This window comes from Pseudorhodoplanes sp. (assembly GCF_035565855.1).
GTDB lineage: Bacteria > Pseudomonadota > Alphaproteobacteria > Rhizobiales > Xanthobacteraceae > Pseudorhodoplanes.
This window is the reverse complement of record NZ_DATMRX010000341.1, coordinates 1-13,388: the sequence shown is the minus strand read 5'-3', so window position 1 is coordinate 13,388 and position 13,388 is coordinate 1. Positions and strand designations below refer to the sequence as shown.

At 64.1% G+C, this 13,388-nt stretch carries 11 protein-coding genes; 9 read left to right on the top strand and 2 right to left on the bottom strand.

Features of this window, described 5'->3' with window-relative positions:
* A partial coding sequence (locus VN004_RS19525) for an NADP-dependent oxidoreductase (RefSeq protein WP_325613675.1) occupies nt 1–505 on the bottom strand: 505 nt, incomplete at its 3' end.
* 395 nt (nt 506–900) lie between these two features.
* Between VN004_RS19525 and VN004_RS19520 the strand changes: the two genes are divergently transcribed.
* From VN004_RS19520 to VN004_RS19480, 9 genes are all read left to right on the top strand, one after another.
* Complete coding sequence (locus VN004_RS19520) at nt 901–2,439, top strand: ABC transporter substrate-binding protein (RefSeq protein ID WP_325613673.1); 1,539 nt, start codon at nt 901–903, stop codon at nt 2,437–2,439.
* Nucleotides 2,440–2,573: 134 nt separating this feature from the next.
* A complete protein-coding gene (locus VN004_RS19515) occupies nt 2,574–3,590 on the top strand; it encodes an ABC transporter permease (RefSeq protein WP_325613671.1) in 1,017 nt (338 codons plus the stop codon).
* Nucleotides 3,556–4,470 carry an ABC transporter permease gene (locus VN004_RS19510; RefSeq protein ID WP_325613669.1) on the top strand — a complete coding sequence of 305 codons (915 nt, stop codon included), beginning with the start codon at nt 3,556–3,558 and terminating at the stop codon, nt 4,468–4,470. Before VN004_RS19515 ends, VN004_RS19510 begins: the two co-directional genes overlap by 35 nt.
* Complete coding sequence (locus VN004_RS19505) at nt 4,470–6,326, top strand: ABC transporter ATP-binding protein (RefSeq protein ID WP_325613667.1); 1,857 nt, start codon at nt 4,470–4,472, stop codon at nt 6,324–6,326. Before VN004_RS19510 ends, VN004_RS19505 begins: the two co-directional genes overlap by 1 nt.
* Nucleotides 6,323–7,006 carry a GntR family transcriptional regulator gene (locus VN004_RS19500; RefSeq protein ID WP_325613665.1) on the top strand — a complete coding sequence of 228 codons (684 nt, stop codon included), beginning with the start codon at nt 6,323–6,325 and terminating at the stop codon, nt 7,004–7,006. The genes VN004_RS19505 and VN004_RS19500 overlap by 4 nt, the downstream gene beginning before the upstream one ends.
* A gap of 122 nt (nt 7,007–7,128) precedes the next feature.
* Nucleotides 7,129–8,244, top strand: a complete 1,116-nt coding sequence (locus VN004_RS19495; protein WP_414710360.1) for an LLM class flavin-dependent oxidoreductase — start codon at nt 7,129–7,131, stop codon at nt 8,242–8,244.
* 24 nt (nt 8,245–8,268) lie between these two features.
* A complete protein-coding gene (locus VN004_RS19490) occupies nt 8,269–9,870 on the top strand; it encodes an ATP-dependent acyl-CoA ligase (protein ID WP_325613663.1) in 1,602 nt (533 codons plus the stop codon).
* Nucleotides 9,871–9,939: 69 nt separating this feature from the next.
* Entirely contained in the window at nt 9,940–10,665 is a 726-nt protein-coding gene (locus VN004_RS19485) for a hypothetical protein (RefSeq protein WP_325613661.1), read from the top strand.
* Between the two features lie 146 nt (nt 10,666–10,811).
* Entirely contained in the window at nt 10,812–12,416 is a 1,605-nt protein-coding gene (locus VN004_RS19480; RefSeq protein WP_325613659.1) for an aldolase/citrate lyase family protein, read from the top strand.
* A gap of 444 nt (nt 12,417–12,860) precedes the next feature.
* Here the strand turns inward: VN004_RS19480 and VN004_RS19475 are convergent.
* Nucleotides 12,861–13,388 (bottom strand): aromatic-ring-hydroxylating dioxygenase subunit beta (locus tag VN004_RS19475; RefSeq protein WP_325613656.1); only part of this gene is annotated, 528 nt, incomplete at its 5' end.

Sequence of the window (13,388 nt, the reverse complement as noted above, 5' to 3'; positions counted from 1 at the left end):
CGCCGCGCGCTCGCGCGATCTGAATGCCGAGCGAACCGACGCCGCCGGCGCCGGCATGGATCAGCACCCGCGTGCCGGACCCGACATTCGCGACATCGACCAGCGGGATATAGGCGCTGGTGCCGGCGAGCGGCACCGCTGCCGCGTCGATGAACGTCACGTTATCCGGAAGCACCGCGAGATTGGCTTCCGGCATCGCGACCTGATCGGACCAGGTGCCGCGGCCACGCGGCGCGAGGAAGGCAACGCGCTTTCCGACAAGCGATGCATCGGCGCCGGCGCCTGCGGCAGTAACGACACCTGCGCCGTCGCGCCCCGTAACCATCGGCGATGCCAGTGGCGCGCCTCCCGCCATGCGGCCGGACCGGATTTTCCAGTCGATCGGATTGACGCTCACGGCATGGACATCGATCAGCACTTCGCCATCGGCCGGGACCGGTGACGCATCGTCTTGGATTTGCAGCACTTCGGGGCCGCCGTAAGCATTGAACTGGATTGCGCGCATGGTGCCTGTTGTTTCTGTGTGAGCCGACGATGCATCCGCGGATGCGGCGCTTGACGGGCGAACAATAACATACAGTATACTAATTTCAGCAAGCCCGGATCGCCGGACTTCGCGCTTGCGATCAAAGGCGGAGCAGTCGATGCGCGATTTCGCAAGGCGAAACAGAAGCGCGAGGGCGGATCAGCGCCGTCCCATCTGCGCGCGATCGCCGCAATCCGATGTCATCGGGCATGCGATTTGCAAAGCTGACACGCCAGCAAAATCCGACGCGCCGAGCAACATCGGCGCGCGTTGCAAAGCCGTAACTTGCCGGATCGCCACCTGACCCATCAATCTGCAGCCGACGGCCCGCAGACGCACATACTCAATACAACAAAGAACAGGGGAACAACACGATGAGCGCCGAACTTACCAAACGCGAATTCGTATCGCTGATGCTCGGTCTTCCGGCGACGACGTTTCTTCCGCATCTTGCCGGCGCGCAATCGGCCGATACGCCGCTGAACATCGCCTTCATCGCCGACGTGCAGAGCTGGGATCCGACCGCCGTCACCTTCCCGGTGGGCCAGTCGATCTTCAAATGCGTTTACGATTCGCCGCTGACCTATTCGTCGGACCAGAAGCTGCAGCCGCGACAGATCGTGTCGCGCAAGTGGCTTGACGACAATTCGACGCGTCTCGAAATCACGTTGCGCGACGACATCTTCTTCCATGACGGCTCGAAGCTGACCACTGAAGACGTCAAGTATAGCTGGGTGACGCGCCCGCAAAAGGACAAGCGGCTCGCGGTTGCTGGTCTCCTTCAGGACCTGAAGGATGTCGAGATCATGTCGCCGACCAAGGCGGTGCTGGTCTATTCCAAGCCGTCGCCGTCCGCCGAATTCTATCTCGGCTTCCTCACCGTCTATATCATCCCCAAGGCCTATCACGAGAAGGTCGGCGACGAGGGCTTTCTCGCCAAGCCGATCGGGGCGGGGCCCTACAAGCTCGTCGATTATCAGCGCGGCTCGCGCATGGTGATGGAAGCCTTCGACAAGTATTGGGGCGGCGTACCGGCGATCAAGAGCGTGACCTTCCAGGTGCTGCCGGAGGCCTCGACGCGTGTTGCGGCGATCGAATCCGGCCGGGTCGATGTCGCGATCCAGTTGCCGTTCCGCGAGGCAGTCCGCCTGCAGAAGAATCCGCAGCTCAGTGTCAACCTGTTTCCGCAGGCCGAAATCTACATGCTGCAGATCCCGAGCTATGTGGACACCTACCAGAACAAGGATGTCCGCACCGCTTTGCACATGGCGATCGACAAGGCCGCGCTCGCCAAGGCGTTCTTCAACAATCTCGCCAAGCCTCTGCAGGTGCTGGCGACGCCGGGCTCGAGCGGCGACGTGCCGGGCTACACCTTCCCGTTCGATCGCAAGAAGGCGACCGAGACGCTGGAAAAGGCCGGTTTCAGCAAGGCCAAGCCGCTGCAGATGACCTTCTGCACCACCAACGGCACATTCCCGAACGACTACGAGATCGCCCAGGCGATCGCCGCGATGTGGCGCCAGATCGGCGTCGATGTGAAGCTCGAGGAAATCACCGTCGCGAAATATCTCGAGCTCAATCACGCGGCCAAGCTGCCGGGCATCATGCTCTATAGCTGGGCCAATGCGACGGGCGACCCGGAGAATTATTCGGGCCGCATCCTCAATCCGGCATTGCGCTTCTCGGCCTGGAAAGAGCCCGCCAACAAGGACCGCATCGCGAAATTGTTCGCCATGAAGCTCGGCGACGAGCGGCTCGAGGAATACCGCAAGCTGAACAAGGATGCGTCCGAAAACACCTGGAGCATCCCGCTGCTGCAGCCGGTCGCCAGCATGGTGACCAAGAAGTCGGTGTCGATCCCGACCTATTCGCAGGGCTATGTGCTGCCGGCGGAAGCCAAGCGGACGGCATAGAGGAGCAGGGGGCGCGTTGCTTTCAATCCGCTCGTCCCCGCGAAAGCGGGGACTCAGATTGCAAGCGCTGGATTCCCGCCTTTGCGGGAAAGAGCGGAGCCTTTGGGCTCCGCTCCACAATTGAACCCGCAGTCATGTTCAACTCTCTCATCAACGTTGCAGCACGGCGCCTCGCGGGCGCTGTCCCGACCGTGCTGCTGCTGTCGATGGTGGTGTTCTTTGTGCTGCGTGCGCTGCCGGCGGACCCGCTGGCGCTGCTGCTGCCGCCCAATGCCACGCAGGCCGACGCCGAGGTGGTGCGCAAGGCGCTCGGTCTCGACCGCTCGATCATCGTTCAATATCTGATCTGGCTGCGCGACGCGCTGTCGGGCAACCTCGGCAATTCGATTGCGTTTCGCGAACCGGTGATGCGTCTTCTGGCGAATTCGCTGCCGGCGACGCTCGAATTGTCCTTCGTCGGGCTGGCCTTCGCGCTGATCATCAGCATCCCCGGCGGACTTCTCCTTTACGGTACGCGCGGCACGTTCATCGAAAGCGTGCTCGACGTGATCGTGGTCTGCATGCTGTCGATCCCGTCCTTTCTTTGGGCCATCTTTCTCCTGCTCGGCTTCGGCGTGATGCTCGGCTGGCTGCCGTTTTCGGGGCGGGTCGATCCCGGCATCGTCATCCCGGATGGCACCGGATTCCTGCTCATCGACTACATCGTCGCCGTGCAATGGGGCTATTGGCAGAATGCGTTCTCGCACCTCATCCTGCCGGCCATGGCGCTGGCGCTCGGCTTCTCGCCTTTGGTGATCCGGGTCCTGCGCTCCTCGCTGCTCGAAGCCTCGGAGGATCATTATGTCACCGTGGCGCGGCAGCGCGGCCTGAACGAGCGGCAGATCATCCTCAAGCACATGCTGCGCAATTCGGCGCTGCCGACCATCACCCTGATCGGCGCGCAATTCGGCTTCCTGTTCGGCGGCACGCTGCTCGTCGAAACCATCTTCTCCTATCCGGGGATCGGCAACCTGATGGTGCAGGCTGTGCGCAATCACGACCTGCCGCTGATCCAGGGTATCGCGCTCGTCTTCTGCATCACCACGCTTGCAATCAACACGGTCGTGGACATCCTCTATGTCGTCCTCAATCCAAAGCTCCGCCGCGCTTGAGGCGCCACGGCCGCCTTCGGCGCTCGCCGAGGCGCTGCGCCAGGCGATGCGCTCGCCGCGCGTCGTCATCGGCGGGGCGATCGTGGTTGCCATGGTGATCTGCGCGGTCTTCGCGCCGCAGATCGCCCCGAACGATCCGGCCAATCAGGACCTCCTGAACATGCTGCTGCCGCCGATGTGGGAAGAGGGCGGCAGCGCCGATTATCCGTTCGGCACCGACAGTCTCGGCCGCTGCATTCTCTCGCAGATGATCTATGGCGCGCGGGTCGCGCTGTTTGTCGGCTTCGTTGCGGCGATCGGCGCGACCTTGCTCGGCACGACGCTGGCACTGCTCGCCGGCTATTTCGGCGGCTGGATCGACCGCGCCATCAGCCATCTCGTCGATCTGTGGATGTCGCTGCCACCTGTGGTGCTGTCGGTGACGCTGATGGTCGGCTTCGGCACCGGCGTCGGCAATGTGATCCTGTCCATCGTCCTCGTCGACTGGACGCGGTTCTGCCGGGTGGTGCGTTCGGAAGTCATGGTGGTCGCGCGAAAGGATTTCGTCGCCGCGGCAAAGCTGCTCGGCTTCGGCAATATCCGCATCATCCTGCGCGAGATCCTTCCGAGCGTCACGCCCCTGATCATCACGCTGTTCACGCTACAGGTCGGGATCGGCATCATTGTCGAGGCGATCCTGAGCTTCGTCGGCCTGAGCGTGCCGGCCGACGTTCCGGCCTGGGGCCAGATGATCGCGCAGGCGCGTAATTATATGTATCAGGCGCCGTGGGGCATCATCCTGCCGATCATCGCGATGTTCGTCACCGTGCTCGGCTTCAACTTGCTCGGCGAGGGGCTGCGCGTCGCCCTCGATCCGCGCCTGCGCAAGCGGAATATCTGATGGCGCCGGTTCTCACCTTCAACGACGTCACGGTGACCGCGCGCATCGAGCGGCGCAACATCGATGTGCTCCGCGAGATTTCCTTCACGCTGGCGCCGGGCGGCATCGTCGGCCTTGTCGGCGAATCCGGCGCCGGCAAGAGCATGATCGGGCGGGTGATTTCCGGCCTGCTGCCGGACAATTTTTCCGTCAGCGCCGGCAAGGTGGAATTCGAAGGCGCGGACCTCACCGCGCTCAGCAAGAGAGAGCGCCGCGCGCTGCTCGGCCGCCGCATCGCCTTCATTCCGCAGGAGCCCCTGAGCGCACTCAATCCGGTGCGCACCATCGGCTCGCAGTTCTCGGAACATTTGCGCCATATCAGCATCGAGAAAAATCGGCACCGCGCCCTGATGATCGAGCGGCTGCAGCAGGTGCAACTACGCAATGCTGAAGAGGCGCTTCTGCGCTATCCGCATGAATTGTCGGGCGGGCAATGCCAGCGCGTGCTGATCGCGATGGCGTTCGCCGGGGAGCCGTCACTGGTCGTCGCCGACGAGCCGACCACGGCGCTCGACGTGATGACGCAGGCCCATATCGTGCGGCTGATCGCCGAGCAGCAGAAGCTGCACCACACCGCGCTGTTGTTCATCACCCATGATTTGCGGCTGGCGGGTCATGTCTGCCGTGACATTGGCGTCATGTATGCGGGCGACATGGTCGAATTCGGACCCGCGCCCGCCGTCCTGAAGGCGCCGTCGCATCCCTATACGAAGAGCCTTCTCGCTGCGATCCCGGAACTGACCGGGCCGCGCCGCGTGCTGCCTGCCTTGTCCGATCACATGCCGGGCCTTGCAAGCTTCGCAGGTCTCGCCGGCTGCCGCTTCTCGCCGCGCTGCGCGGTGAAGGATTCGCAATGCATGGCGACGCGGCTTCCGGCGCGTGCGGTCGGCGAAGGGCATTGGGTGCGATGTGCCGAGCGCTGCCAGGCCGCCGGCGACGCGCCTGTGGGCGACCTGATCAAATTGCCCGACGCTGCCAGCACGATCCCTGCCGTGTCCTTCGACAGGGTGCGGCTCAGCTATCATGCGTCGCGGGGATTTCTCGGATTGCGCCGCTCGCGCTTCGATGCGGTGAAATCGGCGACCTTCACGGTCGCGCAGGGCGAAATTCTCGGCATCGTGGGCGAGAGCGGCAGCGGCAAGACCTCGGTCGGCCGGCTGATCGTCGGGCTCGAGCGGCCGAGCGAGGGCACCATCAGGATCAACGGTGAGGAGCGTATGACCGGCGCCGTTCACCTGACCGGCCGCGATACGCAACTGATCTTCCAGGACCCGCAATCGGCGCTCAATCCGCGGCGCAGCGTGCTGCGCCTTCTCACGCAGGCGCTGGAGACCGGCGAGAATTATGTGCCCGAGGCGCAGCGCCGGACGGCCGCCGAAGCGCTGCTCCGCGATACCGGCCTGCCGCCGGATTGCCTGGAGCGCTTTCCCTCGCAATTGTCCGGCGGCCAGCGGCAGCGGGTGAATATCGGCCGGGCGCTGGGGGCAAAGCCGCGCCTGATCGTGGCCGACGAGATCGTGTCCGGCCTCGACGTGTCGGTGCAGGCGCATATCCTCAATTGCCTGCTCGACCTCAACCGCAGGCACGGACTGACCATCGTCTTCATCAGCCATGATCTTGCGGTGGTGCGCTATCTGTGTTCGCGCATCCTGATGATGCATGCCGGCGAGATCGTCGAGCAGGGCGGGACCGAAGCCGTGTTCGACAATCCGCAGCATCCCTATACGAAAGCATTGCTTGATGCGGTGCCGCCCGACAACGCAGATCAGCCCTGGCCGCCTGTTCCCGCGGCCGAGCGCGCGAGTATGCCGCGATGAGTGAGCGATCGATCAAACGCAAGCCTGCTGCGAAAGTGCAGGTGTTCAAGGCGGTCAGCCTGCGCGAGCAGATTTACGAGCATCTTCGCGCGCGCATCCAGACCGGCCACTTCACCTTCGACGACAGGCTGGTCGATATCGACATCGCCGCCGAATTCGGCGTGTCGCGGATGCCGGTGCGCGAGGCGCTGATGCAGCTCGTCCATGACGGGATGATCGAAAGCTCGACGCGCGGATTCATCCTGCGCCGCTACAGCGACCAGGAGATCGCCGACATTTTCGAGATCAGGCGCCTGCTCGAACCGGCGGCCGCCGAAATCGCCGCGCGAAAGATGACGGACGAGGCGCTGCAGAAGATGGATGCTGCGCTTGCAGAAGGCGATGCCGCGAGCGATCGGGACGATTTCGCCGCCTTCGTGCTCGCCAATGCCGCCTTCCGCGGCGCCTGGCTGGCGCAGGTTCCGAACGCGCAACTCGTCGCGGCGCTGGAACGCTATATCGACCACGTCCAGGTGGTGCGTCTCGTGACGCTGTCGCAGCGGGCGGTGCGGGACGATGTGATGGCGCGGCTTCGGCTGATCCACGCCGCCTTCGGGGTGGGGGACGCCAAGCGCGTCGGCGCGTTGTTTCGCGAGCATGTCGGTGCGGCCGTGTTGGCGTACCGGACCTATCGCAAGTGAGGATGTCGCAAATGAGCGCATCGCAAGTGCCCGCGCACGTCTCGCTTCACACCGCGCGCCGTTTCTTGACTCCGCTTCCCGCGGCGATAATCTGAATACTGTATACTGTTGAGGAGCCTTGCATGCTCGCCGTCGATCCCACGCAGGTTACCAACCCGATGTCGGATCCGGCGAAAGACGGCTTCAAGCTCGGCGTCTTCTCAGCCAATGCCGATCGCGGCCTGACCTTCTCGACCGTTCCCGAAGCCTGGAGGGCGGAGTGGGACGATATTGCCGCGGCCTGCCGGATTGCCGACAAGGGCGGACTCGATTTCTTTCTGCCGATTGCGCGCTGGCGTGGTTATGGCGGCTCGACCAATGTGCGCGAATGGTCGTTCGAGACCTTCACCTGGGCGGCGGGACTTGCCGCGATCACCGAGCGCATCGCGCTGTTCATGACGGTCCATGTGCCGCTGCTGCATCCGCTTTATGCCGCAAAGGCGCTTGCGACCGTCGATCACATCAGCCACGGCCGTGCCGGACTGAATATCGTCTGCGGCTGGAATCCCGACGAGTTCGACATGTTCGGGGTGTCGCTGGTGCCGGATGCCTATGTGCAGGCGAAGGAATGGCTGGACGTGATCGTCCAGACCTACAACAGCGACAAGCCGATCGACTTCAACGGCAAATATTATCAGCTCAAGCAGGCGGTGAGCCGCCCGGCCTCGGTGCAGAAGCCGCGGCCGGTGACGATGAATGCCGCCTTCGGCCCGCCCGGACGCGATTTCGCGGCGCAGAATTGCGATCACCTGTTCACGAGCTTCACCGATCTCGAGGTCGGCAAGGGCCATATCGCCGACATCAAGGGGCGGGCCGCGAAATTCAACCGCGACATCGGCGTCTTTACCATCGGGCATGTCGTGTGCCGCCCGACGCAAAGCGAAGCCGAGGATTACTACGATTATTACTCGCGCCAGAATATCGACGAGGAAGCCGTCGATTATCACATGCGGCAGAAGAAGAACTTCAGCCACAGCCACGAGGACGAGGCATTCAAGCTCTACAAGCAGCGTTTCTCTGCGGGGACCGGAAGCTATCCGCTGGTCGGCACGCCGGAGCATATCACGTCCGAGCTTGCAAAATTCGCCGGTGCAGGCTTCAACGGCGCGGCATTGTCGTTCGTCAATTACAAGAACGAATTGCCGTATTTCTGCGAGTCCGTAGTGCCGCTCCTGAAAGAGGCAGGGTTGAAGACATGACAGCGCGATCATGTGAGCGCTGCCATGAGTGACGACCCGCGCATCCTGTTCGAGCCGTCCGCGCGCACCGTGCCGGTCATGTTGCAGCGCCAGGCCGAACGCTATGGCGAGCGGGCGCTGTTTTCCTGCGATGCCGCGCGCTGGAGCTATGCCGACAGTGTCGGGGTCGTCGCGCGCAGCGGTGGCCGTTTTGCGTCCGCCGGAATAGGCAAGGGCGACCGCGTCGCGATCCTGTGCGGCAACCGGCCGGAATTCCTCGATCTGTTTCTCGGCTGCGGCTGGATCGGTGCGATCTCGGTGCCGATCAATGTCGCGGCGCGTGGACCGCAGCTCGAGCACATGCTGAAGACATCCGGCGCGCGGCTCCTCATCATGGAGCGCGAGCTCTTGCCGGCGCTGGAATTCGTGGACTTCGCGGCGCTCAAGGTGGAAGCGATCTGGGTGATCGATCCCGACAGCGCGACGCCGCGCAATCATGGGGCGGTGCCGATCCGCAAACTGCCGGAGCCGGGCGCGCCGGTGTCGGCCGCCGACCTGAAGCCGCATGACTTGCTGACGATCCTGTTCACGTCCGGCACCACCGGGCCGTCAAAGGGCGTGTGCTGTCCGCATGCGCAATTCTTCTGGTGGGGCTTCAATGTGGCGCGACAGCTCGATCTGCGTGACGGCGACGTGCTGCACACCACACTGCCGCTGTTCCACGTCAATGCGATGGCGGCGTTCTTCCAGGCGCTGCTGTCCGGCGGCACGTTGATCGCGGAGAAGCGCTTCTCCACCTCGAATTTCTGGCCGGCTCTGGTCGCGTCCGGTGCGACCGTAACTTACGTGCTCGGCGCCATGGTGCCGATGCTGCTGTCGCGCCCGCCATGTCCCGAGGAGAAGCAGCACAAGGTCCGCGTTGCACTCGCGCCCGGCGTTCCAGCCCCGCTGCATCAGGTGTTCACCGAACGCACCGGCATTTATCTGCTGGACGGTTATGGCGCCACTGAAAGCAATGCGGTGATCGGGACCACGATGGAGACGCGGCGGCCGGGCGCCATGGGCAAGCTGGTCGAGGGCTACCAGGCGCGCGTTGCCGACGAAGACGACAATGAGGTCCCCGACGGCACGCCGGGTGAATTGCTGCTGCGTGCGGACGAGCCGTTTGCGATGGCGATCGGCTATTTCGGCATGGCCGACAAGACGGTCGAGGCCTGGCGCAATCTGTGGCTTCACACCGGCGACCGCGTGGTGCGCGACGCCGAGGGCTATTACAGATTCATCGACCGCATGAAGGACTCGATCCGGCGGCGCGGTGAGAACATCTCCTCCTTCGAGGTGGAAAAGGTGATCATGTCGCATCCGGCGGTGGAAGTCGCCGCGGTGTTTCCGGTGGCGTCCGATCTCGCCGAAGACGAGGTGATGACGACGGTGGTGGTGAAGGACGGCTGCACGCTCGACGGCCCCGAGCTGGTCCGCTTCTGCGAAGGGCGGCTGTCGTATTTTGCGATCCCGCGCTTTGTCGATTTCGTCACCGAGCTGCCGCGCACCGAAAGCGGCAAGGTGCAGAAATTCAAGCTGCGCGAGCAGGGACGGTCAGCAAGCACGTGGGATCGTGAAGCGGCCGGGATCAAGTTGAAGCGGTGATGCGAAATCACCGGGCGGCTCCTTCCCCCTGAAAGGGGGAGGGTTGGGGAGGTTGGAGCGGGAGCGCGCATGGCCATTTCATGGTTCTGCCAATGGGACGCGAAGGACGGGGCGAAGCCGGAGCTGGATGAGCACGATCATCAGGGCCTTGTCGCACTGATCCGCGGCTGCCCGCGGCTGGTCGAAGGCCATGTGATGACACCCGTTCATGCGCATGACCCGCATTATGCCGCCGAGCTGCACACTTCACCGGCTCTCGTGCTGCAGCTCGAATTCGCCGAAATCGCCGATCTCGAACACGCGCTCAAACCGCATGGCTATCTGCAGGCGCTGGCGCATGAGGATGTGCTGCCGAGCCTTGCGGGTGCTGTGGCAAGCCATCACGCCATGCTGACGCGCCGTTACCCGGTGGCGAAGCCAGCCGACGAAAGCGCGGCCGAGTTGCTGAGCTACATGGTCGAATATGAAGGGCCAGCGAAGGACGAGAATGCCTGGCACCTCTTCTACGTCACCGGGCACCCGCCTTTGCTCGCGAAATTTCCCGGCATCCGCAAGATCGAGATCTACACCCCCGCCACCGTGATCTCGGCGTTGCCGTTTGCGGTTCGCCGCTCGATGCAGCGAAACAAGACCGTGTGGGACAACGCCGATGCGATGAATGCGGCGATGGCGAGTCCCGTGCGCGCCGCCTTGCGCAAGGACTTCCATCGCTTTCCGCAATTCGAGGGCGCGGCGGCGCATTATCCGTTCCGCACGGTCTCGGTGCGCGGTGAGCGCTATCGTGCACGCGATTAACCTTAAGCCTTTGTCGCTGCACGTCCCGCAAGACAAAATGAACATTCCTGCGCGCAAATGGCTAGACTGCCGAGCATAAAAACAGGCGGCAAACAGAGTGGACCGGGGCGACGGCAAGAACCCGTCGCCCGCGTTGGAGTGTCGTGATGTCTGGCAGTCCGTTGCGTCACCGGATCGGGCAGCGTCAGCCGATCGGGCTGTTCTGGATGGCGCTCGGGTCGCCCGCGGTGATCGAACTCGCCGCGGCGGCAAATCCCGATGCAATCGTGGTCGACGCGCAGCACGGCCTGTGGGATCGCGCGACGCTCGAACAGGCGGTCGGCGTCGCTGCGAAATCCGCACCGGTGCTGGTGCGGGTTGCCGAGAATTCCACGCTCGCCATCGGTCAGGCACTGGATGCCGGCGCCGAGGGCGTGATCGTGCCACTGATCGAAACCGACGAAGAGGCGGCGGCGGCGGTCGCAGCGGCGCGCTTTCCGCCGGAAGGCACGCGATCCGGTGGCGGCGTGCGTCCGCTCGGCGGCGATTTCGGCCAGTATTATCTTGAGGCGATCCGCCGTACGGTGGTCGGCGTGATGATCGAGACGGTGCGCGGCGTGCGCAATGCCGCGGCCATCGCCAACACGCCAGGCGTCGATTTCGTGCTGATCGGCACCGGCGACCTCGCGATTTCGCTCGGCGGCTTCCCGCATGTCGATGCGCGGCATGGCGAAGCCTGCAAGGCCATCCTGCAGGCGTGCCAGGAAGCGGGCGTCGCCTGCGGCATCTATACCGGCAACGCCGACGCCGCCGTGGCGCGGCGCGGGGAGGGCTATCCCATCGTCGTCGTCGCCAACGACATCGATATCGTGGCCGGCGGCTTCGCGCGCGCCATGAAAACATTCGCCGGCGAAACGCAATCGCCAAAATCCGCCGTCAAGAACGCGACCGCTCCGGTCGGCTATCTTGCCAAAGATGAAGAGGATGATGACGTGTCGGACCTTTTGATGAAATTCGCTTCGTTCATCGCCGACGGCCGCATCCGCGTCGTCGACCTGACCCAGACGCTCAAGCCGTCGACTCCGGTGATCCAGCTTCCGCCGCCGCTCGCGAATTCGGACCCGTTCCGGATCTCGGAGATCTCGCGCTATGACGAGCGCGGACCGGCCTGGTACTGGAACAACATCGCCTGCGGCGAACACACCGGCACGCATTTCGATGCGCCGGCGCATTGGGTGACCGGCCAGCATTATCCCGACGGCTTCACGGATACCGTTTCGGTGCAGCGCTTCATCGCGCCGGCCGTGGTGATCGATTGCAGCAAGGAAGCCGCGGCCGACGAGAAATTCCTGATCGAGCCGTCCCATATCGAGGCCTGGGAAGCCAGGCACGGCCGCATTCCGGACGGCGCGTGGGTGCTGATGCGCACCGACTGGTCGAAGCGCGAGGACCCGGCCAAATTCCTCAACATGAAGGACGACGGACCGCATGTGCCCGGACCCTCGGCGGCCGCAGTGCGCTTCCTCGTGCAGCAGCGCAGCGTCAATGGCTGGGGCGTCGAGGCGGTCGGCACCGATGCCGGGCAGGCCTTCGCCTTCGAGCCGGCATTCCCCGCGCATCACCTGATGCATGGCGCGAACAAGTTCGGCCTCGCGAGCCTGTGCAATCTCGATCAGCTGCCGCCGACCGGCGCGATCCTGATCACGGCGCCGCTGAAGATCGAGAAGGGCTCGGGCAGCCCCTTGCGCGTGCTCGCGCTGGTGCCGGCTTAAAGCCGCTTTCAGAAAACGCAGGCGCGCATCATTGGCGTGCATGCTCAGAGCGCAGTGTCTGTTGTTGCGCCCTCTCCCCTCCGGGGGAGAGGGCAACTCAATTCTGCAACATACGATGATGGGTGAGGGGGCGTGGCCGTGCATGCTCGATGCGCCCATACCCCTCACCCGTCACGGCTCGCTGCACCTCCGGAACGGCCCTCTCCCCCAAGGGGAGAGGGCACAAATACGAGCGCCTCAGCCTGTTGAAGCGCTTTGCTTGTGAAAGTGTCCTGCTTGCGCACTCACGAACGTCTTGCGGCCTCATCCTGAGGAGCGCCGAAGGCGCGTCTCGAAGGATGGGCCGCGCTTCGCGGGACCGGCCGCTGCTCAACCGATGGGCCGCCCTTCATCCTTCGAGACGCCCGCTGCGCGGGCTCCTCAGGATGAGGGCGGGAATTGAGCTCAGAACGGCACCACGAGGCCGTCCATCGGTGCGTCGCAATTCACGAGATCGACGCGCTTGAGCGCGATGCGCGTATCGCCGCCGGTCGTGATGAGGCTGTGCCGGTAGGTGCCGGCAAAGATGCGCTGCTCCTCGCGGCGGTATTCCACGATCATGAATTTCGACCGCACCTCGGTGGCTGAGCCGTCGCCGCCTTCGATCGTGACATTTGTGACGATGCGGCTCGTGCGCGAGCGCGGCTCCTGCGAATAGATCCGCGGCGAAGAGAGGCGGCGTACCCGCGTCTCGAGGAGGCGGCGGTCGTCATACATTAACGAGATGGTATCGAGCGGGCTGGCCTGATCGGGCTGGCTCGGCACCCAGTAATGGGCTTCCGGCGTGAACAGTGCGAGCCACTTGTCGAAACGCGCCTCGTCAAGGAGGCGCGCCTCGTGGATCAGGAAATCCTCGGCGTCGGCGCGCGACAGCGCGCTGGCAATCTTGCGGGCGGCGGCGGTCATGCGCTGGCCTTCATCTCGTTCGCGGAC

Bases quoted from the DNA above. Each gene is read 5' to 3' on its own strand.
- VN004_RS19520 (WP_325613673.1), top strand. From the start codon at position 901: ATGAGCGCCGAACTTACCAAACGCGAATTCGTATCGCTGATGCTCGGT.
- VN004_RS19515 (WP_325613671.1), top strand. From the start codon at position 2,574: ATGTTCAACTCTCTCATCAACGTTGCAGCACGGCGCCTCGCGGGCGCT.
- VN004_RS19510 (WP_325613669.1), top strand. From the start codon at position 3,556: ATGTCGTCCTCAATCCAAAGCTCCGCCGCGCTTGAGGCGCCACGGCCG.
- VN004_RS19505 (WP_325613667.1), top strand. From the start codon at position 4,470: ATGGCGCCGGTTCTCACCTTCAACGACGTCACGGTGACCGCGCGCATC.
- VN004_RS19500 (WP_325613665.1), top strand. From the start codon at position 6,323: ATGAGTGAGCGATCGATCAAACGCAAGCCTGCTGCGAAAGTGCAGGTG.
- VN004_RS19495 (WP_414710360.1), top strand. From the start codon at position 7,129: ATGCTCGCCGTCGATCCCACGCAGGTTACCAACCCGATGTCGGATCCG.
- VN004_RS19490 (WP_325613663.1), top strand. From the start codon at position 8,269: ATGAGTGACGACCCGCGCATCCTGTTCGAGCCGTCCGCGCGCACCGTG.
- VN004_RS19485 (WP_325613661.1), top strand. From the start codon at position 9,940: ATGGCCATTTCATGGTTCTGCCAATGGGACGCGAAGGACGGGGCGAAG.
- VN004_RS19480 (WP_325613659.1), top strand. From the start codon at position 10,812: ATGTCTGGCAGTCCGTTGCGTCACCGGATCGGGCAGCGTCAGCCGATC.